This is a genomic window from Acinetobacter sp. YH12099 (assembly GCF_013419195.1).
Classification (GTDB): Bacteria; Pseudomonadota; Gammaproteobacteria; order Pseudomonadales; family Moraxellaceae; genus Acinetobacter; species Acinetobacter towneri.
Genome location: NZ_VPAP01000001.1, coordinates 95,690 through 119,992, shown reverse-complemented (window position 1 = coordinate 119,992; position 24,303 = coordinate 95,690). Strand labels below are relative to the sequence as shown.

Annotated in this window: 19 protein-coding genes and 1 pseudogene; 13 read left to right on the top strand and 7 right to left on the bottom strand. The window is 41.5% G+C overall.

Annotated features, from left to right (window positions below; all coding sequences use genetic code 11):
• Positions 1-10: 10 nt before the first annotated feature.
• Positions 11-446, bottom strand: a pseudogene (locus FTU39_RS00600) (cytochrome b).
• A 511-nt stretch (positions 447-957) separates the two neighbouring features.
• Here FTU39_RS00600 and FTU39_RS00595 point away from each other — a divergent pair.
• Both FTU39_RS00595 and rnhB read left to right on the top strand, forming a co-directional pair.
• Entirely contained in the window at positions 958-1,344 is a 387-nt protein-coding gene (locus tag FTU39_RS00595) for a hypothetical protein (RefSeq protein WP_180051592.1), read from the top strand.
• Between the two features lie 94 nt (positions 1,345-1,438).
• Complete coding sequence (gene rnhB / locus FTU39_RS00590; RefSeq protein ID WP_004971591.1) at positions 1,439-2,020, top strand: ribonuclease HII; 582 nt, start codon at positions 1,439-1,441, stop codon at positions 2,018-2,020.
• A 156-nt stretch (positions 2,021-2,176) separates the two neighbouring features.
• On the opposite strand, the gene csrA is transcribed toward rnhB, so the two are convergent.
• From csrA to alaS, 3 genes are all read right to left on the bottom strand, one after another.
• Positions 2,177-2,431: a carbon storage regulator CsrA gene (gene csrA / locus FTU39_RS00585; protein WP_004971589.1), complete on the bottom strand. Its 255-nt coding sequence runs from the start codon at positions 2,429-2,431 to the stop codon at positions 2,177-2,179.
• A gap of 250 nt (positions 2,432-2,681) precedes the next feature.
• Entirely contained in the window at positions 2,682-3,962 is a 1,281-nt protein-coding gene (locus FTU39_RS00580; RefSeq protein WP_004971586.1) for an aspartate kinase, read from the bottom strand.
• Between the two features lie 65 nt (positions 3,963-4,027).
• On the bottom strand, positions 4,028-6,721 hold the full coding sequence (gene alaS / locus FTU39_RS00575) for an alanine--tRNA ligase (RefSeq protein ID WP_180051591.1): 2,694 nt from the start codon (positions 6,719-6,721) through the stop codon (positions 4,028-4,030).
• A 462-nt stretch (positions 6,722-7,183) separates the two neighbouring features.
• On the opposite strand from alaS, the gene FTU39_RS00570 reads away from it, so the two are divergent.
• The 6 genes from FTU39_RS00570 to FTU39_RS00545 all read left to right on the top strand — a co-directional run bounded on the left by FTU39_RS00570 (position 7,184) and on the right by FTU39_RS00545 (position 12,875).
• Positions 7,184-8,218, top strand: coding sequence for a type I glyceraldehyde-3-phosphate dehydrogenase (locus FTU39_RS00570; protein ID WP_096901062.1), 1,035 nt, complete (start codon positions 7,184-7,186; stop codon positions 8,216-8,218).
• A gap of 135 nt (positions 8,219-8,353) precedes the next feature.
• Positions 8,354-8,668: a hypothetical protein gene (locus FTU39_RS00565; RefSeq protein WP_004971580.1), complete on the top strand. Its 315-nt coding sequence runs from the start codon at positions 8,354-8,356 to the stop codon at positions 8,666-8,668.
• A 165-nt stretch (positions 8,669-8,833) separates the two neighbouring features.
• Entirely contained in the window at positions 8,834-10,000 is a 1,167-nt protein-coding gene (locus tag FTU39_RS00560) for an ATP phosphoribosyltransferase regulatory subunit (protein ID WP_096901061.1), read from the top strand.
• Between the two features lie 69 nt (positions 10,001-10,069).
• Positions 10,070-11,389, top strand: coding sequence for an adenylosuccinate synthase (locus FTU39_RS00555; RefSeq protein ID WP_004971574.1), 1,320 nt, complete (start codon positions 10,070-10,072; stop codon positions 11,387-11,389).
• Between the two features lie 238 nt (positions 11,390-11,627).
• Entirely contained in the window at positions 11,628-11,936 is a 309-nt protein-coding gene (locus tag FTU39_RS00550) for a hypothetical protein (protein WP_004971573.1), read from the top strand.
• A 156-nt stretch (positions 11,937-12,092) separates the two neighbouring features.
• On the top strand, positions 12,093-12,875 hold the full coding sequence (locus FTU39_RS00545) for a M48 family metallopeptidase (protein ID WP_004971571.1): 783 nt from the start codon (positions 12,093-12,095) through the stop codon (positions 12,873-12,875).
• Positions 12,876-13,044: 169 nt separating this feature from the next.
• Here FTU39_RS00545 and FTU39_RS00540 read toward each other — a convergent pair whose 3' ends face one another.
• Positions 13,045-14,094 (bottom strand): NADP(H)-dependent aldo-keto reductase, encoded by a 1,050-nt coding sequence (locus FTU39_RS00540; protein ID WP_180051590.1) that lies wholly within the window; start codon positions 14,092-14,094, stop codon positions 13,045-13,047.
• A gap of 205 nt (positions 14,095-14,299) precedes the next feature.
• Positions 14,300-15,004 (bottom strand): cAMP-activated global transcriptional regulator CRP, encoded by a 705-nt coding sequence (crp, locus tag FTU39_RS00535; RefSeq protein WP_004971566.1) that lies wholly within the window; start codon positions 15,002-15,004, stop codon positions 14,300-14,302.
• Positions 15,005-15,152: 148 nt separating this feature from the next.
• On the opposite strand from crp, the gene FTU39_RS00530 reads away from it, so the two are divergent.
• The 3 genes from FTU39_RS00530 to FTU39_RS00520 all read left to right on the top strand — a co-directional run bounded on the left by FTU39_RS00530 (position 15,153) and on the right by FTU39_RS00520 (position 19,978).
• Positions 15,153-15,575, top strand: a complete 423-nt coding sequence (locus tag FTU39_RS00530; protein WP_070156041.1) for an OsmC family protein — start codon at positions 15,153-15,155, stop codon at positions 15,573-15,575.
• A 311-nt stretch (positions 15,576-15,886) separates the two neighbouring features.
• A complete protein-coding gene (clpB, locus tag FTU39_RS00525; RefSeq protein ID WP_004971561.1) occupies positions 15,887-18,466 on the top strand; it encodes an ATP-dependent chaperone ClpB in 2,580 nt (859 codons plus the stop codon).
• Between the two features lie 228 nt (positions 18,467-18,694).
• The gene (locus FTU39_RS00520; RefSeq protein WP_180051589.1) at positions 18,695-19,978 is read left to right on the top strand and encodes a DUF945 family protein; all 1,284 of its coding nucleotides are present in this window, start codon (positions 18,695-18,697) and stop codon (positions 19,976-19,978) included.
• A gap of 73 nt (positions 19,979-20,051) precedes the next feature.
• Here FTU39_RS00520 and rlmKL read toward each other — a convergent pair whose 3' ends face one another.
• The gene (gene rlmKL / locus FTU39_RS00515; protein ID WP_180051588.1) at positions 20,052-22,256 is read right to left on the bottom strand and encodes a bifunctional 23S rRNA (guanine(2069)-N(7))-methyltransferase RlmK/23S rRNA (guanine(2445)-N(2))-methyltransferase RlmL; all 2,205 of its coding nucleotides are present in this window, start codon (positions 22,254-22,256) and stop codon (positions 20,052-20,054) included.
• Between the two features lie 327 nt (positions 22,257-22,583).
• On the opposite strand from rlmKL, the gene FTU39_RS00510 reads away from it, so the two are divergent.
• Positions 22,584-22,973 carry a hypothetical protein gene (locus FTU39_RS00510; protein ID WP_180051587.1) on the top strand — a complete coding sequence of 130 codons (390 nt, stop codon included), beginning with the start codon at positions 22,584-22,586 and terminating at the stop codon, positions 22,971-22,973.
• A 305-nt stretch (positions 22,974-23,278) separates the two neighbouring features.
• Positions 23,279-24,295: an aspartate carbamoyltransferase catalytic subunit gene (locus FTU39_RS00505; protein ID WP_004971550.1), complete on the top strand. Its 1,017-nt coding sequence runs from the start codon at positions 23,279-23,281 to the stop codon at positions 24,293-24,295.
• Positions 24,296-24,303 lie beyond the last annotated feature (8 nt).

Genomic DNA, 24,303 nt, shown 5'->3' with positions numbered 1-24,303 from the left:
GCTTTAAAAATTATTTACCTTGTTGCGTCATACTACGCAATACATCGTCTTTATCTATAAAGTGATGTTTAAGTGCTGCAAGCATATGCCCAACCACCATTGCCCCTGCAAACCATGACAAATAAGTATGCACAGGTTTAACAATTGCTAATAGTTCGGGGTTCTTATCCACCAAGGCTGGAATTTCAAATAAATACAACACAGGCACAGGTTTACCCACGCTCCAGCTAAACAAACAGTCCGTGATTGGAATCGCAATCAGCATAAAATACAGACCTAGATGTCCTAAATGCGCTAGTGTTTTCATCAACGGTGACATGCTGTCAGGCAGTTGTGGCGCAGGGTGGGTGTAACGCCAAAATAAGCGAATCACCAATAAAAATAATCGCCATGAGCCAATGTAAAACTTGTGCGGTACGGGTGTAATATGAATGAGAACTGTTCATGTTGTGTTTCAGGCGAATAGTGTGCTTGCATGCTAAACAACAGCATGTAGCGAAAAAAGTATCCACCTGCAACGGAGTGTTGAAAATCTGCAACGCTGCAAAAAAAATAGCGTTCTTGAGGGGGCTGTTGATATTTCATAAATAGTTTGCGCTGTAGGCTAAAACTGAGCAGATCAGGCATGAAACGCAGGGAATAGCGAGACTATTGCCAAGTTTCATAACGCAATCTGAGAAAGTTTTAGCCACAGCCTTTCAGGACAAGCATATTTTTTGCTGCTATTGCGTTATGAGTCAGTCATTTAGAATGACTAAATTTCCTACCTCATGCCTTATATCAGCTAAAAAATATGCGTTGTCGCAAACATAGAAAAATTGTCAACAGCCCCTAGCCTTAAGCCTAAGCACATGAATGTAGAAATTGCAAAAAGCTATTCCTTCGTCAAACAAGTTTAGGCACAATAGCGGCATTGTTTCACTCAAATGACTTGAATATTAAATACAGGAAATATCCATGAAAAAACTACTCGCTGTATTGGCACCTATCGCTTTGGTTTTATCTGCATGTACCACCACTACAGGTACTACTATAGGAACGACAACTGCACCGACAGCAACTCAACAATTGGGTATGGCGGCGATTAAAATTGCAATTAATGCTAAGTGTGTGACTGAATTAAACAACATTCCTGCATGGCACACTGCGACACGTGTTATGACACCAACGCAAAAGCAAAATGTTCAAGCGGAAATTTGTGGTTGTGTTAGTGAAAAAGCACCACAAAATGTGACTGCAGTAGATTTAGCCACTGCAGCAATTGACCCTGCTGCACGTGCAACCATTGTGAGCAATGCAGTATCTCGAACCATTAATGCATGTGTGGCAGAAGCAGTAAGATAAGTTTTACCGATTCTGTAAAATTAAAAATGGTGCGTTGTGACTCGCATCGTAAGATAGGCTGAAGATTTCAGCCTATTTTTTCTGGAAAAAGATGATGAAAATTGCAGGTGTAGATGAAGCAGGGCGTGGGCCTTTAGTGGGTTCTGTTGTCGCTGCGGCAGTTATTTTAGATCCGAATAACCCGATTGAAGGTTTAAATGATTCTAAAAAACTGACAGAAAAAAAGCGTGAAAAGTTATTTGTTGAAATTCAGGAAAAGGCTTTGGCTTGGGCAATTGCAGAAGCATCTGCAGCCGAAATTGATGAACTGAATATTTTGCAAGCGTCGTTATTGGCGATGCGTCGTGCGGTGGAAGCCTTATCTATTCAACCTGAGCATGTCTTAGTCGATGGCAATAAAATTCCGCAGGGTTTAGCGATGTCTTGTGATGCCGTTGTTGGGGGAGATGCATTACATGCAGAGATTTCGGCAGCCAGTATTTTAGCTAAAGTGGCGCGTGACCGTGAAATGGTATTGCTTGATCAAGCATTTCCACAATTTGGTTTTGCCAAACATAAAGGTTATCCAACCAAAGCACATTTTGAAGCCATTGCACAGCATGGCGTGATTGCGGCACATCGACGTAGTTTTGCACCTGTGCGTAAAGCTTTAGAATTAATGGAAAACTCACAGTAATTTTCATGCAAAACTTGTGCTGAGTTGCCTGTAAAATAGTCTTTACATGCTTCGAATCAGCGAGCAACTCTGAAATGATGCGAGTTTTTAAAAAGCATTCAGCAGAAAAATTTAAAGCGGCAAATGAGCCGCTTTATATTCAATTACCTTAATCGTTTAACGATTAAAGTCATTTTGCGAGTAGTTATCTTCTTCAAATGAAGGTTGATAATCTTGATCTAAATGTTGCAAATGCTCATGCATGGCACGCTCGTGTTGAATACGTTGATAGATTTCTTCACGATGAACCGATACTTCTTTCGGGGCATTTACACCAATACGAACTTGGTTACCTTTGACACCAAGCACAGTCACGCTGACTTGGTCCCCAATCATTAATGTTTCTCCGACACGTCGGGTCAGAATCAGCATGTTTATCTCCTTGCAAAATGCTAAACCTGCATTGATTTTTAAAGCAATTTAAAAGTCACAACCAAATAAAAACCAGTAAATTTTAACGGAACGTATCATTATTTATTTTATAAGATACAGCGCTGCCAAAATTTATGAAAGCATATTGCTCAATATAACAGAGCCACTATAAAAAAAACTATAGTGGCTCTATTTTTTTGTACTTTTTCGCAAAATTTGTCAGACAATTACATTTTCTGACAGGGGCGTATTAAGCGCGTGCGCTAGACTCACCGCTTTCACGATCTAGACCAAATACAGTGTGTAAAGTACGTACTGCAAGCTCTAAATAGTTTTCTTCAATAATGACTGAAATTTTAATTTCAGAAGTAGAAATCATGAGAATGTTAATGCCTTCATCTGCAAGGGCAGTAAACATTTTGCTTGCAACACCTGCATGTGAACGCATACCTACACCAACGATAGATACTTTCACGATGTCACCACGTGTAGCGACTTCACGTGCACCAATTTCTTTGGCAGTTGCTTCAAGAATTGATTTTGCTTTGGCAAGTTCGCCACGGTTTACAGTAAAAGTAAAGTCGGTAGTACCATCTTCTTCTACGTTTTGGATGATCATGTCAACTTCAACATTGGCAGCGCCAATAGGTGACAAGATTTTAGATGCAATACCTGGCTCATCAGGCACACCTAAAATAGTTAATTTTGCTTCGTCACGGTTAAACGCGATACCTGAGATGATAGGTTGTTCCATGTTGTCTTCCAATTCAGTAGTAATGAGTGTGCCGACATTTTGTTTAAAATCTTCGTCGAATGCGCCATCATTGTCATTATCAAAACTTGATAATACACGTAAAGGTACTTGGTATTTACCTGCAAATTCAACCGCACGAATTTGCAATACTTTAGAACCTAAAGAAGCCATTTCTAGCATTTCTTCAAAAGAAATACGATCTACTTTTTTGGCTTTTGGTGCAACGCGTGGGTCTGTGGTGTAAACGCCATCTACGTCAGTATAAATTTGGCATTCATCGGCTTTCAATGCAGCAGCAAGCGCAACGCCAGAAGTATCAGAACCACCACGACCTAAAGTAGTGGTGTTACCTTCAGCATCAAAACCTTGGAAACCAGCAACCACAATCACACGGCCTGCGTCTAGGTTTTCAGTTAACACGTCAGTATTAATCGCTTCAATACGTGCTTTGGTAAATGCGCTGTCAGTTTGAATACCAACTTGGCGACCAGTTAGTGATTTTGCCGCAACGCCAATAGAATTCAGCGCCATCGCTAACATCGAAATCGTCACCTGTTCGCCTGTAGACACCATTTGGTCTAATTCACGCGGATCAGGGGTTTCGGTAATGGCTTTCGCGAGAGCGAGTAGGCGATTGGTTTCGCCACTCATGGCAGAAACGACAACCACTACTTTGTGGCCATGATCATGCCAGCGCTTCACACGACGAGCAACATTTAAAATGCGCTCGGGAGTACCCATTGAGGTACCGCCATATTTTTGAACGATTAGTGCCATAGTTGTTCCATATAAGCCATGACCCTGAATTTACCTGCTCAGGGTCAGTTACACAAAAAGTGAGATTATTTTGCCGCAAGCCAAGCAGTTAAACCTGCCATCACCGTTGCAAAGTTCTCGTTAAGTGGCGCGCCACCTTGTGCCAAATCAGGTTTACCACCACCTTTACCACCTAGTTCTGTAGCCAAGTGTTTGATGATGTCTCCTGCTTTAATCGTAGCAGTAAAGTCTGGTGCAACAGAAGCGATTAAGCTGACTTTATCGCCTTCTACACCTGCAAGTACAATCACTGCTTGGTCGAGTTTGGATTTTACACCGTCGTGCAAATTACGCAGTGATTTTGCATCCATATTTTGTACAGTGGTAATGAGCGTGGTACGTCCAGCAAGTTCTTGTACTTGACTTAAAAGTTCAGCTGCTTGGAAGTGCGCTAATTTTTGATTGAGCTGTTCAATCTGCTTTTGAAGGCTAGATGCTGTATCGACCAATGTATTCACTTTTTCTAAAGTTTGGTCTTTTTGTGCTTTCAACAAAGCATTGATGCTGTTGATATCGCGTTCAGTTTTTTGAACGGCTTCAACGGCTTTGCTGCCTGTAATTGCTTCAATACGACGTACACCAGCTGCAACACCACCTTCAGAGATGATTTTGAACAGACCAATATCACCTGTACGTTTCACGTGAATACCGCCACAAAGTTCAATGGAGAAGTTTTTATCTTCAATGATTGAACCCATAGAAAGTACGCGAACTTCATCGCCATACTTTTCACCAAATAGCATCATTGCGCCTTTGGCTTTGGCTGCTTCAATATCCAGTAATTCAGTAGAAACTGCGGTATTGGCAATGACTTCTGCATTTACCAAACGCTCAATTTCTTGCAATTGTTCAAATGACACAGGTTGGTCATTGGCAAAGTCAAAACGTAAAATATCAGAAGCAACCAACGAACCTTTTTGCTGTACGTGTGCACCTAAAACTTGACGTAGGGCAGCGTGCAATAAGTGTGTTGCAGAGTGGTTGCGTGCAGTAGCTTCGCGGATGTCTGCTTTTACAATCGCTTCCACCGCTTGCGCAGCTTTTAAACTGCCCATGGTGACAATACCTTGATGAACAAAGGCACCGCCAGATTTTTTGGTGTCTTGAACTTCAAAAATACCTGTTTCGTTTTTGAATAGACCTGTATCGCCAATTTGACCACCGCTTTCTGCATAGAATGGGGTTTGGTTAAGTACGATTAAAGCTTCATCGCCTTCAACCACTTCATCGACTTGTTCGCCATCTTTATAAATAGCCACAATTTGACCCTGACCAGTTGTTGAGTCATAGCCATCAAATTGAGTTTCACCTTCAACTTTTACAATTGAGTTGTAGTCAACTGCAAATTTACCTGCATCGCGTGCACGTTGACGTTGCGCTGCCATTTCAACTTCAAAGCCTGCTTCGTCAATGGTCAAGTCGCGCTCACGTGCAATGTCTGCTGTTAAATCTGTTGGGAAGCCATAAGTGTCATATAGTTTAAATACTACTTCACCAGGAATGACTGAGCCTTTAAGCTGTGCCAATTCACCCTCAAGCAATTTCAAACCTTGCTCAAGCGTTTTGGCAAATTGTTCTTCTTCTTTTAGAAGTTGCGCTTCAATACGCGCTTGTTGTGCTGCAAGTTCAGGATAGGCCTGACCCATCACCTCAATTAAAGGCTGAAGCATTTTGTGGAAGAATGAACCTGTTGCGCCAAGCTTGTTGCCGTGACGTACTGCACGACGAATAATACGACGCAATACATAACCACGACCTTCATTCGATGGATTCACGCCATCGGCAATTAGGAAGCAGCAAGAACGAGCGTGGTCAGCAACTACTTTGAGTGAAGCAGGGTAGTCTACAGGCTTGCCAGTTTGCTGTGCAGTTACTTCAAGAGCAGTCGTGTCTAAACCAATAATCTGTGCTGCATTTTTGAGTAAGTGCTGGAACAGGTCAATTTCGTAGTTTGAATTCACATGTTGCAATACTGCAGAAATACGCTCCAAGCCCATGCCTGTATCTACAGACGGTGCTGGAAGTGGGTGCAATACGCCATCTGCAGTACGGTTAAACTGCATGAATACGTTGTTCCAGATTTCAATGAAACGGTCGCCATCTTCTTCTAGTGTGCCTGGTAAGCCACCCCAGATATGATCGCCATGATCATAGAAAATTTCAGAACACGGACCGCAAGGACCTGTATCACCCATTGCCCAGAAGTTGTCTGAAGCATATTGGCCGCCTTTGTTATCGCCAATACGGATAATACGAGAAGCATCTAAACCAATTTCTTTGTTCCAGATGTCAAATGCTTCATCATCGGTGTGGTAAACCGTGGCATATAAACGGTCTTTTGGTAGCGCTAACCATTGTTCACTGGTTAAAAATTCCCAAGCAAATTTAATTGCATCACGTTTGAAATAATCACCAAACGAGAAGTTACCTAACATTTCAAAGAAAGTATGGTGACGTGCGGTATAACCCACATTGTCTAAATCGTTATGTTTACCGCCTGCACGCACACATTTTTGTGACGATACAGCACGTACATAATCACGTTTTTCTAACCCAAGGAAACAGTCTTTAAACTGGTTCATACCTGCATTGGTAAATAACAGGGTTGGGTCATTGGCGGGTACTAGAGAACTCGATGCGACACGTGTATGCCCTTGCGATTCAAAGTAACGCAAAAATGCTTCACGAATTTCAGCTGATGTCATAAAACGAGTACTCACAACCAAGTCACTCCATAATTTCCGATTGGGCTAAACGCAAGACAGTCTGACAAAAATAATTCTTTTGCTGTCATGCAGGCTTAAAATTTTAAAAACGCCAAATTATAACGGAAAAAGCCACTATCACCAATCATTTTAGTGTGAATAGATGACAATTCTGACGCAAACTTGGTTGCGATTACGCAGAATAAATCTTTGCAATAGAAGATGATGAACATTTACATTCAAAATAAGCGTTTACTGTAGGTCACGGAGTATGCCGAACTGCCATAAAGTAGAATACAAAATTTAAGAAAACGTAAATGTAAGCTAGAAAGTCAAAGCTGATATTTTTGATTTGCCGAATTAAACAACAAATTGCGTGAAAATTCGCAGAATTGATCTGATTTTTTTCAGTAAGGCCTCAAAATCTATTAACATAGTCTGTGCTTAAATTTTGATTTCATTATGAAAGGATCGGTCATGCAACGAGTGGCAATCAATGGCTTTGGTAGAATCGGGCGCAATGTGCTGCGGGCTTGGTTTGAAAATCCCAAAGACTTTCATTTTGAAATCGTCGCCATAAATGACATTGCCGATGTAGAAACCTTGGTTCATTTATTTAAATATGACAGTACCCATGGTCGTTTTAAAGGACAGGTGGAAATTAGCCTCGAAAATGAACAGATTTTTTTGAATATTTCTGCAGGTTTGGCGCAATTAAAAGTTCAGGTGTTGAATCAGGCTCAACCTGCGCAATTACCGTGGCAAGCCTTAAATGTTGATGTGGTATTGGAATGTACAGGGTTGTTCCGTTCCCGCGAGGCGGCAACGCAGCATATTACTGCGGGCGCCAAACGTGTAATTATTGGTGCTGCACCATTCGATACTGTAGATGCTGCGATTGTTTATGGTGTGAATCATCATGAAGTCAAAAGTACCGACCAAATTATTTCCAGCGTATCTTGTACCACGCAGGCTTTAGTACCATTAGTTAAAATCATTGATGATGCTTTCGGAATTGATACCGCATTAATGACTGAAATTCATGCAGTCACAGCCGATCAAACTGTATTGGATCAAGCACACCGTGATTTACGTCGTGCGCGTGCATCAGGGCAAAATATTATTCCTACAACTTCATCTGCCTTGGGTGCATTAAAACAAGTCATGCCAAAAATGGCAGATCGGATTGATGGTTACTCGATTCGTGTACCGACCATTAATGTTGCAGCTATTGATTTAACTTTTATTTCTCAGTCACCAATTACGGTGCACAAATTGAATCAGGTGTTGTGTGCTTCGGCAGCGCATGATTATGCCGAAATTATGCAAGTGACCGATGAGCCTTTGGTATCGAGCGACTTTAACCATTCACCTTATTCTTTAATTGTCGATTTAAGTCAAACCATGGTCGTGGGTCATCAAGCCAAAGTTTTTGCGTGGTATGACAACGAGTGGGGTTATGCCAACCGTTTACTAGATTTGTGTGAATCTTTTAGTCAGCGGGCGGTGTAAGCGGCTACTTTTTAAGACATATACAAAGTGTGAAAAGCGTGTAATAGTGATGACAGATTTTACACTTCGTATTCACGGTTAATTCACTGATTGATATAACAAAGTTTGCATAGAAAATTTGAATAGAGTAGTGGCATGATGATTATTTTATTGTGGGGATTTATTTTTTTGCTGGCACTTGCTGTCATTTTTCTGATTTGGTTGCAATTTAAAAATCAGGCAGACAGCAGCAGCGACGTGCAGCATCAACAGCAAGTCGAGCAAAAAGTATTACATTTAGAAGAGCATCTAAAAAAGACGTTGGAGATTATGCAAGATTTGGCTAAAAAGATGCAAGTTCAGCAAGATGCGCTAGATAAAACCGTGCAAAAAACCGCACAGCTTGAAATGCAAAATGCTGAGTTGGTCAGTTTATTGGCAAAGGCGGTGAAATCAAATCAGGACTTTTAAATGATGGCTTTGAAAGATGTGGTGTATTCATATTTTTTTACCGCATATTTCAGAAAAAGTCAGGTGCATGAGCAAAAGTATCATGCTAAACTAGGAGAAATCGGGTGTGCTCCCGATTTTTTTATGCGGATTCGTTCCGCGCAAACAAGAATTTAGGTTTACAACATGCCCATTTCAGAGACATGGTTATTACCTGATGGTGTAGCTGATGTATTACCAGAACAAGCGCAAGTGATTGAAAGCTTGCGTCGTAAGTCACTGGATTTCCTCGCATCTCGAGGTTATCAGTTGGTGTACACGCCATTCATAGAATACATTGAATCTCTATCTTCTCTTTCAGAATCGAATCAAGATTTAGACCTTGCCACATTTAAAGTGATCGACCAACTTTCAGGTCGTTTGCTGGGTGTTCGTGCCGATATGACACCACAAGTGGCACGTATTGATGCGCATGTACATCCTGTAGATGGCATTGCACGTTACTGCTATGCAGGTACGGTTTTACATACCAAACCACAAGGTTTTAATACCACACGTGCACCATTGCAATTGGGTGCAGAGTTATTTGGTTCAGACAGCATTGATGCCGATGTAGAAATGGTTGATCTGATGCTCAGCTTGCTAAAAGAAGCAGGTTTGGCAGAAGGTGTGCATTTAGACTTGGGTCATGTCGGCTTGTTCCGTAGCTTGGTTAAACAAGCAGAATTAAGCAAAGCCACTGAACGTCAATTGTCAGATTTATATCAGCGTAAAGCATTGCCTGAATTGGCAGAATTTACCCAAGATTTAAATTTCGGTTCAGATTTTTATGCTTTAGGTCGCTATGCCAGTGATTTAACCGCTTTGCAGGCTCATTTAAGTGCTGATGTGTTGGAAAATACCGAATTTAAGCAAGCGTTTGAAGCCGTGAAAGCAACACAAGCTGAAATTCAGGCACGTTGGCCAAACTTGCATATTGGTATTGATGTGGTTGAGCTGCGTTCTTATCACTATCACACAGGTTTAATGTATGCAGTGTATGCGCCAAATCGTGCTGCACCATTGGCACAAGGCGGTCGTTATGATGGCATTGGTCAGCATTTCGGACGTGCGCGCCCTGCAACAGGTTTCTCTTGTGACTTGTTTGTATTAAGTGCAGGTCGTTTTGAATCATCGTCTGTTGTTGTTGCGCCTAAAGGCTCACAACCTGATTTAATTGCTGCTATTCAAAACACACGTGCGCAAGGCTTTAGTGTAATTCAATTGTTGGGTAATGATGATTTAAACTCGGTTCCATACGCAACGCACCAATTGGTTCTTGCAAATGGTGAGTGGACAGTCGAAAAAATTTAATCGCCAAGGCATGTTTCATGTTACAGGTCTTGGTTTTCAATTTTAACAGCATGATGTAATGAGGCTATTATGGGCAAGAATGTTGTGGTACTTGGTACCCAATGGGGCGACGAAGGTAAAGGTAAGATCGTCGACCTGCTCACAGATCAGGCGGCGGCAGTCGTTCGTTATCAAGGCGGACACAACGCAGGCCATACTCTCGTGGTTGGTGGTAAGAAAACTGTATTACACCTCATTCCATCAGGTATTTTACGTGAAAACGTACTGTGCTTAATTGGTAATGGTGTAGTACTTTCTCCTGAAGCACTCATTAAAGAAATGGGTATTTTGGAACAAGAAGGCGTGCCAGTGAAAGAGCGTTTACGTATTTCACCAAACTGTCCGCTTATTTTGCCGAACCACATTGCACTTGACCAAGCACGTGAGAAAAAACGTGGTAATGCCAAAATTGGTACAACAGGTCGTGGTATTGGCCCAGCTTATGAAGACAAGGTTGCACGTCGTGCGATTCGTGTTGCTGACTTGGTTCGTGGCGGTGAAGCACTACGCGCTCAATTGACTGAATTATTGGACTATCACAACTTCCAATTGACACAATACTACGGTGTTGAAGCAGTTCAGTTAGATGAAGTTTTAGCGCTATGTGACCAATGGCGTGAAGTGATTGCACCATTAGTGGTTGATGTAACGACTGAAATTCATAATTACCGTAAAAACGGTGACAACATTATGTTTGAAGGTGCGCAAGGTTCATTACTTGATGTTGACCACGGTACTTATCCGTATGTGACTTCATCGAATACAACTGCGGGCGGTGTAAGCTCTGGTTCAGGCTTAGGTCCATTACATTTAGACTACGTTTTAGGGATTACCAAAGCTTATACCACACGTGTAGGTGCAGGCCCATTCCCAACTGAGTTGGTGTATGACGCAGCAAATGACGTAGGTGATGCGATTGGTAAACACTTAGGTACTGTGGGTCACGAGTTCGGTGCTTCTACAGGTCGTCAACGTCGTTGTGGTTGGTTTGATGCCGAAATTTTACGTCGTTCAGTCGATGTAAACTCACTGTCTGGTATCTGCTTGACCAAGTTAGACGTATTGGACGGTTTAGAAGAAATCAAAATCTGCGTAGGTTATGAAAATACCGATTCAGGTTGTGTAGGTTCTTCTGATGCGCTTGCATACGAAAACTTAAAGCCAATTTATGAAACAATGCCAGGTTGGTCTGAATCAACTGTGGGCGCGACCAGTGTAGAACAATTGCCTGAAAATGCAGTGAACTACATCAAACGTCTTGAGCAGTTAATTGAATGCCCAATCGACATTATTTCTACAGGTCCAGACCGCGCAGAAACTATCGTATTACGTCATCCATTTGATGCTTAAGTCGTTGTGCTTTAGCATAGCATTTAAGCTCTGATGATGTATTCAGCCCTGTCTAAATGATGGGGCTTTTTATTGCTGTTGTTTCAGTTTCAATAGCGACTCATTTTTGGAAACATTATAGATGATGCTGAGTGAGTTGTTTTTTCAAGACTAAAGTTGCAGATGACTGGCGCTGTACAGAGCAGGGTGGCTTGTTACAATGGCTTTAGAAAATTAAATTTAATTAAGGTTATGCAGGATGCATAAAAATATTACCAGTACGATTTTTTATTCTTTATTGTTTGCGATGGGCGGCGCACCGACCATTGCCATGATGCTGATTTTATCGCAAAAGCATGATCCGAATATTATGTATCAGGCATTTATTGGTTTAAGCGTTATTTTTGCCTGTATTTTGGTGCCACTGATTCTGATTCAAAATGCTTACCTACTCTACAAACGCAAAAATCCAGAAATGGAAGAAAAAGTAGAAGTAGTGTCTAAAATTTACTTGGGTTTAAATGTTTTCTGTTTAGTATTTTGGTTGTGTTATCAATTTCTTTACTAGGGTAGTGATTGATCGCTCAGACATACAATCTGTACACAGCTTAGGCGTTGTTTACATAAATGATATGTTTATGAAGTGATTATAGATTTAAAGCCTTGAATTGATTTCATATAATTGATTGGTATGAAGATAGCTCGCAAGGCGGAGATTATTATAATGAACAAAAAACTGATGTTAAGTTTATGTGCCGCAGGCGCAATCACAGTTTCAGGGTGTACGACTGTTGCAGACATGGCGGGTGCAGATACTGCGACCTTAAATGCAACTGCTACCAAAAGCTATAATGAAATGGTGCAAGACGCACGCAATAAAAATCAGTTAGACACAAGCTCCACCACGTATAAACGTATCAATACTGTGTTTCAGCGTTTGATCCCACATGCCAATCAAATGAACCAAACAGGTCAGCCTTTCCAGTGGCAATTGGCGGTACTTAAGTCTGATCAAGTCAATGCTTTTGTCGCACCTGGTGGTAAAGTGGTGTTCTACACTGGTATTGTGAATAAACTGAATTTAACTGATGCTGAAATTGCCGCAATTATGGGGCATGAAATGGTGCATGCTTTAGAAGAACACGCGAAAAGTAAAATTGGTGCACAGGCTTTAACCAATATTGCCTTGAACGTAGGTTTAAGTGCGGCAGGCAATAACGTTGGTCAATTGGGTGCAGCAGCAGCGCAATTGGGTACCCAAATTGGGATTGGCTTGCCATATTCACGTAATTTGGAAAGTCGTGCCGATCAGGGTGGTTTAATGCTGATGGCGCGTGCAGGTTATAACCCACAAGCTGCAATTACCCTTTGGGAAAAAATGAACAAGCTTGAAGGTGGCGGCGGTGCGTCCTTCTTATCGACTCACCCATCGAACAGTCAGCGTATTGAAGCAATGCGTAAAAACTTGCCAGCAGCACAAGCGCTATATAACCAAAGTCGTCGTTAAGATGACCTCAGCCAGTTCAACTGGTTAAGATAAAACACAAAAAAGATGCGCATGGTTTTATGCGCATCTTTTTTTATGAAGACTTTTTGACTTTAAACAGCATAAAAATGATGAATTATTGCTGAGTTCATATTTTTAATTTCATTTTAAAGCAGTGCTTAAAATAAAATTAGGGCGCTGGATTGGGTTGTTGACGATGAATGGCTTCAATGCCTTGTAAAATTTCATCTGATAAGGTGATGTCAAAGGCATCAATATTTTCTTTGAGTTGCGCCATATTCGTCGCGCCAATAATGGTACTTGTCACAAAAAATTGCTGCTTGATAAATGCCAGCGCCAGTTGCGTCAAACTCAAGCCGTGTTGTTCTGCAAGTTGGGCGTATTGCTCGGTTGCCCATTCGCTTTGTGGATTACTGTAACGGCTAAAACGTGAATATAGCGTGACACGTGCATTGGCAGGGCGTGCGCCATGACGGAATTTACCAGTTAAATAACCAAAAGCCAAAGGTGAGTAGGCGAGTAGTCCAACACCTTCATAATGGGCAATTTCAGACATACCAATTTCATAAGTACGATTCAGCAGGTTATACGGATTTTGTACGCTAACAAATTTGCTTAATCCTAACTGTTCTGCCAAGTGTAAAAACTTCATGGTGCCCCACGGGGTTTCATTCGACAGCCCAATATAGCGAATCCGTCCTTTTTGAATTTCTTGTTGCAATGCGGTTAAGGTTTCAGCAAGATCGGTTATTTCTTGCGTATTTTGTGCTTCTTGGTTGCCATAACCAAGTTTGCCAAAAAAGTTGGTTGGGCGTTGTGGCCAGTGCAGTTGGTATAAGTCGATATAGTCGGTTTGCAGGCGTTTTAAATTGCCATCCAGTGCAGAATGAATATCCTCTGCGTTAAAGCGGGTTTTGCCATCTCGAATATGACTGCCGCCTTGCGAAGGGCCTGCAATTTTAGAGGCTAAAAACAATTTGTCACGTCCGCCACGTTGTTGTAACCAATTGCCAATAATAGTTTCAGTTGCACCTTGAGTTTCTACTTTTGGTGGTACGGGATACATTTCTGCGGTATCCCAAAAATATAAGCCTCGTTCTAGCGCATAATCGAGTTGTTGAAAGGCTTCTTGCTGGGTATTTTGTTCACCAAATGTCATGGTGCCTAAACAGATTTCTGGAACTAGAATGCCTGTTTTTGCCAAAGGTCTAAATTGCATCTTAGCATCTCGCTTAACATTGTCTTTATGAAGTCATGTCCTAAGAGGCTAAACCATTTTGAGCCGCTTGTGGCAGTTAAAATTGCTGATGCTTTGTAATGGTCGTAAGAATTATATTTTTATAGTTGAAAATGGCTATAAGTTATATACAGGCAATAAAAAAGCAAATCCGAAGATTTGCTTTTTTAATGAGCATATAGATGGTTTACTCGTCATCAAAGTTGCCATCAGTGGATTCATTTTGCTCCAAAGAAGCATCAAAAATCAGAATGGCTTTACCATCAGTTTCAATCATGCCTTGTTCTTCAAGTGTTTTTAGAACACGCCCGACCATTTCACGTGAACAGCCGACAATACGACCAATTTCTTGGCGTGTAATACGAATTTGACGACCGTTTGGCAAAATCATGGCTTCTGGTTGCGCAGAAAGATCAATCAAGCAACGTGCAATACGACCAGACACATCTATAAAGGCAAGGTCAGTTACCTTACGTGTAGTATTTTTTAAACGACGTACCAGCTGTGCAAAAACGGCATAGCTTAAGTCAGGATATTGTTTGCTGAGTTCGTGGAAGTTTTCATAAGTAATTTCTGCAATTTCACAGACATCACGAGTACGAACTTCTGCAGTACGTTGTGGATTCGATTCAAACAGACCCATTTCCCCAAAAAAGTCGCCTGGATTCAAATATGCCACAACAATTTCGCGATCATCATCTTCGCGAAGAATAATTGATACTGAACCTTTTAAAATCAAATATAACGATTTAGATTCAGTCCCCGCATCAACAATAGTTGTCCGTTTTGGATAACGGTTGATGTATGCACGTTTTAATAATGCTTTGACTGAGTCAGGCAGTTGTCCAGGGGACAATGCATCAGTGCTCAGCTGTGAAAAGTTTGAAGTCATGCTAACGGTTCCGAAAATGGATAAATAATAGATCGCACAAGACCTAGTCTGAACTTGTCACACAGTAGAGATGAAATTCCTTATCAACTCAAGTTATGTTAGTGTACAAATACCCGTGTCAATTTATAGTTTTTTTTAGGTAGTTGCAATGCAAACAAGTGTTCAGTGGTTAGAGAACGTTGCTTTTGAAGCCAAATCAGAAAGTGGTCATTCTGTAGTGATGGATGGATCCGCAGAATATGGTGGTGAAAACCGTGGTCCACGTCCTATGGAGTTAATCTTAATGGGACTTGGTGGTTGTGCTTCATTCGATATTGTGACTATTTTAAAAAAATCACGCCAAGAAGTGACGCATGTTGAATGTCAGTTAACAGCAGAACGTGCCGATAGCATCCCTGCCGTGTTCACCAAAATTCATTTGCATTTTGTGGTCAAAGGCAAGGCTGTTAAGGAAAAGCAGGTCGCGAAGGCGGTTGAACTTTCAGCAGAAAAATACTGTTCTGCCAGTAAAATGCTATCTGATGGTGGTGTTGAAATTAGCCATGATTTTGAAATTATTGAACAAGATTAAGCGTTGACTGATAGGTCATACAATGGTTGGTATATTTGCCAATCATTGTAACTAAATATTTCTATTTGCATGAATAATAATCAGAAGCCTTTAATTTGTTGATATACAAGTGTATGTCAATAATTCAACTCACTATAAAAAAATTACCAGATTAAACTTGAAATTTACTTTAATCAGTCCAATATTATAATTGAAATCTAACCGTTAATTTTAATTAAGATTTTGAAAAATATATAAAAATTTAATTGAAATTTACGCCTGCGTTCCCATATATCCATCAAGTACACAATTTGTTGTGAGGAATAACAAGAATGCGTTTTGAAAAGTTTACCAACCGCCTACAGCAAGCTTTATCCGATGCCCAATCTCTCGCGATAGGGAAAGATCATACTGCCATTGAAGGCATTCACTTATTGGCGACTTTGCTCGAAGAAGCTTCCAATGTCAGTTTATTACAACAAGCAGGCGCAAACCTACGTGATTTGCAAAGCAAATTACAGCAAGCGATTGCTGATGCACCGACTTTGGCCAATCCAACAGGCGATATCAACTTAAGTCCAGATGCGGTTAAAGCCTTGAATTTGGCTGACAGTTTTGCCCAAAAAGCAGGTGATGAGTTCTTGTCAACCGATTGGTTGATGCTGGGTTTGACCGAAGTGGGCGCGACCAAAACACTACTGAACAGTGTGGGCGTGACCTCAGATAGTTTGCGTAGCGTGATTGACAAAATTAGAGGGGATGAAAAAGTCATGAGCAATAATCACGAAGATCAACGTGACTCACTCAATAAATATACCATCGATTTAACCGAACGTGCGTTGGCGGGCAAGCTAGACCCTGTAATTGGTCGTGATGATGAAATTCGCCGTACCGTTCAGGTGTTGTCACGCCGTACCAAAAACAACCCAGTACTCATTGGTGAACCTGGTGTGGGTAAAACTGCGATTGTTGAAGGTTTGGCTCAGCGTATTGTGAATGGTGAAGTGCCTGAAAGTTTAAAAGGTAAACGTGTTTTATCTTTAGATTTGGGCTCATTGTTGGCAGGTGCGAAATATCGCGGTGAGTTTGAAGAACGCCTAAAAGCGGTCTTAAAAGACTTGGCGAAACAAGAAGGTGAAGTCATCTTATTTATTGATGAATTACACACACTTGTGGGTGCAGGTAAAGGCGATGGTGCCATGGATGCAGGCAATATGTTGAAACCTGCATTGGCGCGTGGCGAATTGCGCTGCGTCGGCGCCACTACTTTAGATGAGTATCGTCAATATATTGAAAAAGATGCGGCTTTAGAGCGTCGTTTCCAAAAAGTATTAGTCGATGAGCCAAGTGTAGAAGACACCATTGCAATTTTACGAGGTCTGAAAGAACGCTACGAAGTGCACCACGGGGTTAAAATTTTAGATTCGGCGATTATTGCCGCCGCTAAAATGTCGCACCGTTATATCACTGACCGTCAACTTCCCGACAAGGCAATTGATTTGGTGGATGAGGCAGCGTCACGGATTAAAATGGAGCTAGATTCTAAGCCTGAAGCCTTAGATAAATTAGAGCGCCGTTTAATTCAATTAAAACTGCAACTTGAAGCCGTGAAGAAAGATGAAGATGCAGGCAGCCGTGCTGAAGTTGCACATCTGGAAAAACAAATTATTGAAGTTCAAAATGAATACAATGATTTGGAAGAAGTTTGGAAAGCGGAAAAAACCTTGGTTGAAGGCACTAAGCAAATTCAGACTCAGCTTGATCAGGCACGTATGGCATTGCAAAAAGCGCAGCGTGAAAATGACTTGGCGGAAATGTCACGTTTACAATACGGTGTGATTCCTGAGTTGGAAAAACAACTGGCGCAAGATGAGTTGGTTGAAGAGAAAGAAGAGCCGAAATTATTGCGTAACAAAGTGACGGACAATGAAATTGCTGAAGTCGTCAGTGCTGCAACGGGTATTCCTGTATCGAAAATGCTGCAGGGTGAGCGTGAAAAACTGCTACACATGGAAGATTTCTTGCATAACCGTGTGGTGGGGCAAGATGAAGCTGTGGTGGCGGTGTCGAATGCGGTACGTCGCTCACGCGCAGGTTTGTCTGATCCTAACCGCCCAAGTGGTTCGTTCCTGTTCCTTGGCCCAACAGGGGTAGGTAAAACAGAATTGACCAAAGCATTAGCAAACTTCTTGTTTGACAGTGATGATGCCATGATTCGGATTGATATGTCTGAATTTATGGAAAAACACTCGGTTAGCCGTTTAGTCGGTGCACCTCCGGGCTATGTTGGTTATGAAGAAGGTGGTGTGTTAACCGAAGCAGTGCGTCGTAAACCGTACAGTGTGGTGTTGTTTGATGAGGTGGAAAAAGCCCATCCGGACGTATTTAACATCTTATTGCAAGTGTTGGATGATGGACGCCTAACCGACTCGCAAGGTCGCGTGGTGGACTTTAAGAACACTGTAATTGTGATGACTTCTAACTTGGGTTCACACGAAGTACGTGAATTGGGTGACAATCCAACACGTGAAGAAGTGCGTACCGTGGTCATGGCTGCAGTTTCACAACATTTCCGCCCTGAGTTTATTAACCGTATTGATGAGTTGGTGGTGTTCCATTCACTGGAAAAAGCACAAATTCGTGGCATTGCCGATATTCAATTGGATCGTTTACGTGCGCGTTTAAGCGAACGTGACTTGAGCTTGTCGATAGACGATACTGCATTTGATCAATTGATTGAAGCAGGTTTTGACCCAGTCTACGGTGCGCGTCCATTGAAACGTGCAATTCAGCAACAAGTGGAAAACACATTGGCGCAAAAAATCCTCGCAGGTGACTTTGTTGCAGGTGATACGATTTTAATTAAAGCTGAAAATGGTCATTTGCTGTTTGAAAAAATGAAACTCAGCTAATTGGCTATGTGTAAGCAACTTTTAAGAAACCCAGCTTCGGCTGGGTTTTTTATGACTGACAATTTAGGTCACATAAGTAAAATTTTTGGTAAAAAATGACAGCTATTTTTAATATTTTGTGATGAATATTGTATTTAAGTGATTTATTTGCAAAACAATTATCTTTTTTAAAGAAGATTAATTATAATTTATTGTTCAATAAGAATAGATAAATTCTGAGCAGAATCTATGTCAAAAATAGTATGGGGTGGAATGGGGGTTGCAGTGTTGGCAGGAGCTGTCACTGCAGGAAATTTATATGCAGATAAGAGCCTGCGTGAGCATTATCAACAAAATTTAAATCCTGTACCCAATGTGAGCGTCCAATATACGGACTACGACATGGGGACTTTAACAGGTACTGCCAAATGGAAAATGACCATTATTGCAGACTCATGTAATGCTAAAGAAAAACTGGTGTTTCACGGACAAGATCAAATTCAGCGGACATGGAAAGGTTACCAAATTGATTCTAAAATGAATCTGGAACAAGGGCAGGGACAATTTTCCGAGTTCTTTCAGCAGCCTCTAAATGTGACAACGCAAGTGAATTGGTTGGGTGTATCGACCACGAAATTGAGCATACCTGCTATAGAGAAAAAAGAAGCAGGACTTGAAGCTAAATTTTCTCCTATGCAGATTGAGTTTCAGGCGAAACAAAGTCAGGGGCAGCAGAAAATTGTAAATATGAGTTTTGATGTGCCTCAATTGACGGTGCTGGATCAATTTGGACATCTTCAAGTAAAAGGCATGCAGTTTAAAACCAATCAGGCTTTGAATGTGCAGTCTTTAGAGCCGGGCTATTTCCAATTCAGTATTGCAGAAATGCAGCGTCAAGACCCAAAAGCAGTGGGTTCAGGCAAAATGAAAGACTTCAGTTGGCGTATGGATACTCAACTGCATGAGCGCACGGTAGATATTCAATCGAAATTTAAAATTGCCGAGTTAGGTTTAAATAATGTGCCTGCCATGCAAGACCTGCAAGTGAATTGGGATGTTAAAAACTTGCAGCGCAGTAAAATGCAGACGTTTCTTGATATTGTGCAAAAACAAAACAACTCATGCCTAGAAGCGGAAAACTTTGAGAAAGATGTACAACAAGCCTTGTTGGCTGTGATTAATGAGGGCTTTCAGTTCGAATCCAAGAAGAATCAGTTGAAATTAGGCACAGGCAGTATTCGGGCAGATTTGGTTGGTAAAGTGATGCCAGGGCATCAAACCACTGTAGAAGGCTTAGCGAAAATGTTCCCAAGTTTGCTAGAAGTGCAAACCGATGTGAGTTTTAACAAACAAGTAGTCAAAACTATTATGAATAATTATATGAATGCTGCGGGTAAAAGCATGTCTGATCAAGAATTAGAACAGATGCTCAGTGCGATGCAAAGCAATCAGCAAATTCAACGTGATGGTGATGAATTTAAACTGTCGATGCATTATCAATATGGTGAAAAGAAGTTTTTAACTGGTCAATAATCTAGATACTGATCTACGATACAACAAAGCCTGTTCAAATGAACAGGCTTTGTTGTATTGCCATATCGTTTATTTAAACAGGCGGGTGCTGAATTTTCCAAGCACGGTGGATTTTGGTATTGCGTTTGAAATCTAGCCCAATAGTTTCATGGCTAATTTCTTGCACATCAAACATGGCTTCAATTTCTTCATCCATTTCAAAACCACGGTAGTTGTTGGAGAAGTACAGCGTTCCGCCTGTGGTTAAGCGGTTCATGGCACGCTTAATTAAAGAAACGTGGTCGCGTTGTACGTCAAATGTTCCGTAGAACTTTTTAGAGTTTGAGAAAGTTGGTGGGTCAATAAAGATCAGATCATATTGTTCATGACCTTCTTTGAGCCATTCAAAACAATCACTGGCAAAGAATTGATGTTGTTCATCGGCATGGTCTACCGTTAAACCATTCAATACAAAGTTTTCTTTAGACCAATTCAAATAAGTATTGGATAAATCGACGCTGGTGGTACTTGCTGCACCGCCAAGCGCGGCATGTAAACTTGCAGTTGAGGTATAACTGTATAAATTCAGGAAGTGCTTGCCACGTGCTTCTTTGGCAATACGTAAACGCATTTGACGATGGTCAAGGAACAAGCCTGTATCTAGGTAGTCGGTGAGGTTGACCAAAATTTTAGCCTGACCTTCCTGCACAATAAAACGCTTCGAGGCGGTACTTTGTTTGGTGTACTGGTTTTTACCTTCCTGACGGGCACGGGTTTTAATAAATACCGCATCACGCCCTAAACCTGTCACGGCACGAATGGCTTGTAAGGCAAGGTTAAAACGCTTTTTGGCTTTTTCAGGATCAATTTTTTTCGGCGGCGCATATTCCTGCACGTGCAAACGGTCGCCGTATAAATCGACTGCGACATTAAAGTCAGGTAAGTCTGCATCGTATAAACGCAGGCAATGCACATTTTCTTTCACCGCCCATTTTTTCAGGCTCTGCATGTTTTTTTGCAAACGGTTGGTGAAATCTTCTGCGCCTTCAATGGGTTCAAACTGTTGCGGTTGCCAATCTACTAAGAATGGGCGTGCGAATGTTGCAGGTTTGATCGTACCAAAACGGACATAAATTGGCAGTTTACCGTTCATCAAACGTAAAATTTGCGGGTCATTGAAAGCCAACACATCGGCTTGTTCAACTTGGGCTGCAATGACGGCTGCTTTTTGATTTGGGAAATGCTTTTGCAAGAGGGCAGACAGACCCAAATATAAGGCACGGTTCGAGGCTTTATCGCCCAAACGCTCACCATAAGGTGGGTTGGTTACAATAAAGGCCTTTTTACCTTCGGCTTGAAAGTCGGGCCAGTCAGCCAAAGTACGTTCTTCAATTTGAATCTGATCGAGCAGACTTTCAAAACCTGCTGCAATAATATTTTGCTTGGTGGCTTTGACTGCTTCCCAGTCGGCATCGAAAGCATAAAATTTTGGCAATGGTTGTTGTAATGCAGTTTGATGGCGTTCAGCCGCTTCTGCTTTAATGCTCATCCATAATTCATGGTCGTGACCTTGCCAACCGTTAAAACCGAAACGACGTACCAAACCCGGTGCACGGTCAGTCAGCATCATCAATGCTTCAATAATAAACGTACCCGAACCACACATTGGGTCTAAAATAATGTCGGGTTGAATTTGTTGTAATTGACCTTTTTGCAGAATCGCTGCGGCAAGGTTTTCTTTAATTGGGGCATCGGTCATAAAACGACGATAGCCGCGTTTATGCAGTGAATCGCCAGATAAATCTAGGCAGTATGTATGTTCTTTTTTACCTGCCAACACGTATAAGGTAATTTCAGGCTGTTTGATGTCAATGCTTGGACGTTTGCCCACTGCATCCATAAATGAATCGACCACACCATCTTTAACGCGCAAGGTCGCAAATTGGCTGTTCACTTTAATGTCACGCTCTATATGCAAACGCACTGCAAAAGTACTTTGTGGCGCAAAAATCAGTGACCAGTCAAAGCTCAGCGCACCTTCATAAAGCTCTTCGGCTACATCACGCGCGTCGTGACTAAATTCAATTTCGTGTGTGTGAATTGGTGTAAGGACACGTGAGGCTAAACGTGACCACATGCAGACACGATAGGCATTTTCGAGTGTGCCTTTGAAAATTAAACGACCCGGTAAACGTTCGATATTTTGAATACCTAAACCTTGCATTTCTTCTTGCAATAAGGTTTCAAGTCCATCTGCACAGGTGACCCAATATGTAGAAAGACGGGGTTTCGAATTCATGAAAATTTCCAAAAGCAATTCAGCAATCGGCTATTTTACCGTATTTTGTGCTAGAAAACTTAGTGATTTAGCGTGAATCGTGCAGAATTTTAAAGGTCTAGGTTTGAAGAGCTTCAGGGCATTTTTTACTGTTTTTTTCTAAAAAGGCAATGAGGATGTAATGACATCTCTAAAAAATTTTGAGTGATTGTATTGCGGAAAAATAAAAACCTGAATATTCACATGATTGGTATGTATTTTGCTCATACATTGTTGTGATGGTGAACATTTTGCAGATGAGCATCAAACATTGCAAAACAACAATGAAGCGATAAGGGGAATATTTAAATGACCACGGCTACTTTAAACACGGCACAGGCTTTAACAGCAAATAACGAGATTTTTTCAGTTGCCACTTTAATTTATACGCGATTAAGACGGGTCAGTGGACGTGTGATTGATGTCATGTATCTGGTTGAAAATTCAGACTATGCACGTGCTGTGCTGCAATTGGCGCTCGCTACACACGATGAGGAATTGTGCCGTTATACGCTGCGCTTAAACAGTATATTGGCTAACTTAATGGATGCTGATGCAGAAATAACGTCGCCACAGACTGAAGCGCAGCAATTAGATGCAGTAGAAAATATAGAAAATATAGATGACTTGACTGAACCTACAGCTGAAGAAATTTATCGGGCGCAGGTGTCCCATCATTATATAGGGGCACTGCGTTAAACGGTGAATTGTACAGACTATGCCTACATAGCCTGAAGGTTGCGTAGGCAGTTGTAGGCGAAGATTGACCCACCAGATGTTCATCAAGCTCATATCAAGATGATTGGCTAGCAGAGCAGTTAAATATAAATGCCATCCTTTCACATCGCTTTGTAGAGTATTAAGCATGAAAGAAAGTGTAGATGAGTCTGCATGACTTAATTTTTAAAATCATAAGTTTCTTTTGACTAAATCATGCCAAGTTACACTGCTTTGCCAAATCAATTTCTGTATAATGCGTTAACTTAACGTATAAGGAATCTCTCATGCATTTGGCGGCATTGCATACTCCGAGCCAGATTCAATTGAATAAAGATGGGCATTTAAAACACTTTTTAACCATCGAAGGTCTTTCCAAAGAAACCCTCACCCAAATTCTGGACACAGCACAGTCCTTTTTCAATGAACAAAACCAACTGATCACCAATAATTTGCTCGAAGGGCGCACGGTGATGAATTTGTTCTTCGAAAACTCTACTCGTACCCGCACCACATTTGAAGCCGCAGCCAAGCGTCTTTCTGCCAATGTACTCAATATTGATATTGCCCGTTCAAGTACCTCTAAAGGTGAAACTTTGCGTGACACTTTGTGGAACTTAGAGGCGATGGCTGCTGACATTTTTGTGGTGCGTCATTCATCTTCAGGTGCAGCACATTTTATTGCTAAAACGGTTTGCCCAAAGGTTGCCATTATTAATGCGGGTGATGGCCGTCATGCACATCCAACGCAAGCGATGTTGGATATGCTGACCATTCGCCGTGAAACCCAACGACCTTATGAAGAATTAAGTGTTGCGATTATTGGTGATATCAAACATTCACGCGTGGCGCGTTCCGATGTGGCTGCCTTGCAAACACTGGGCTGTAAAGACATTCGCGTGATTGCACCGAACACCTTGTTGCCCTACGGTTTTGATGAATATGGCGCAGGCGTGCGTTTATTTAACAAAATGGAAGAAGGCATTAAAGATTGCGACGTGATTATCACCCTGCGTATTCAAAATGAACGTATTGATTCGCCAGCACTTGCCTCACAAGCCGAATTCTACAAAATGTACGGTTTAAACAAAGAGCGTTTGGCGCTTGCAAAACCAAACTGTATTGTGATGCATCCTGGTCCAATGAACCGTGGTGTCGAAATTGATTCAAGCATTGCCGATGGGCCTCAATCGGTGATTTTAAATCAAGTAACCAACGGTATTGCGGTACGTATGGCGGTATTGGCCTTGGCGATGCAAGGTCAATTGCAAGAACAAGGTTTGATTGACGCGATTGCGGTATAAGGAAAAAG

Bases quoted from the DNA above. Each gene is read 5' to 3' on its own strand.
- FTU39_RS00555 (WP_004971574.1), top strand. From the start codon at position 10,070: ATGGGCAAGAATGTTGTGGTACTTGGTACCCAATGGGGCGACGAAGGT.
- rnhB (WP_004971591.1), top strand. From the start codon at position 1,439: ATGAAAATTGCAGGTGTAGATGAAGCAGGGCGTGGGCCTTTAGTGGGT.
- FTU39_RS00520 (WP_180051589.1), top strand. From the start codon at position 18,695: ATGTCAAAAATAGTATGGGGTGGAATGGGGGTTGCAGTGTTGGCAGGA.
- FTU39_RS00505 (WP_004971550.1), top strand. From the start codon at position 23,279: ATGCATTTGGCGGCATTGCATACTCCGAGCCAGATTCAATTGAATAAA.
- FTU39_RS00580 (WP_004971586.1), bottom strand. From the start codon at position 3,962: ATGGCACTAATCGTTCAAAAATATGGCGGTACCTCAATGGGTACTCCC.
- csrA (WP_004971589.1), bottom strand. From the start codon at position 2,431: ATGCTGATTCTGACCCGACGTGTCGGAGAAACATTAATGATTGGGGAC.
- clpB (WP_004971561.1), top strand. From the start codon at position 15,887: ATGCGTTTTGAAAAGTTTACCAACCGCCTACAGCAAGCTTTATCCGAT.
- rlmKL (WP_180051588.1), bottom strand. From the start codon at position 22,256: ATGAATTCGAAACCCCGTCTTTCTACATATTGGGTCACCTGTGCAGAT.
- FTU39_RS00560 (WP_096901061.1), top strand. From the start codon at position 8,834: ATGCCCATTTCAGAGACATGGTTATTACCTGATGGTGTAGCTGATGTA.
- FTU39_RS00595 (WP_180051592.1), top strand. From the start codon at position 958: ATGAAAAAACTACTCGCTGTATTGGCACCTATCGCTTTGGTTTTATCT.
- FTU39_RS00565 (WP_004971580.1), top strand. From the start codon at position 8,354: ATGATGATTATTTTATTGTGGGGATTTATTTTTTTGCTGGCACTTGCT.
- FTU39_RS00530 (WP_070156041.1), top strand. From the start codon at position 15,153: ATGCAAACAAGTGTTCAGTGGTTAGAGAACGTTGCTTTTGAAGCCAAA.
- crp (WP_004971566.1), bottom strand. From the start codon at position 15,004: ATGACTTCAAACTTTTCACAGCTGAGCACTGATGCATTGTCCCCTGGA.
- FTU39_RS00550 (WP_004971573.1), top strand. From the start codon at position 11,628: ATGCATAAAAATATTACCAGTACGATTTTTTATTCTTTATTGTTTGCG.
- FTU39_RS00545 (WP_004971571.1), top strand. From the start codon at position 12,093: ATGAACAAAAAACTGATGTTAAGTTTATGTGCCGCAGGCGCAATCACA.
- FTU39_RS00510 (WP_180051587.1), top strand. From the start codon at position 22,584: ATGACCACGGCTACTTTAAACACGGCACAGGCTTTAACAGCAAATAAC.
- FTU39_RS00540 (WP_180051590.1), bottom strand. From the start codon at position 14,094: ATGCAATTTAGACCTTTGGCAAAAACAGGCATTCTAGTTCCAGAAATC.
- FTU39_RS00570 (WP_096901062.1), top strand. From the start codon at position 7,184: ATGCAACGAGTGGCAATCAATGGCTTTGGTAGAATCGGGCGCAATGTG.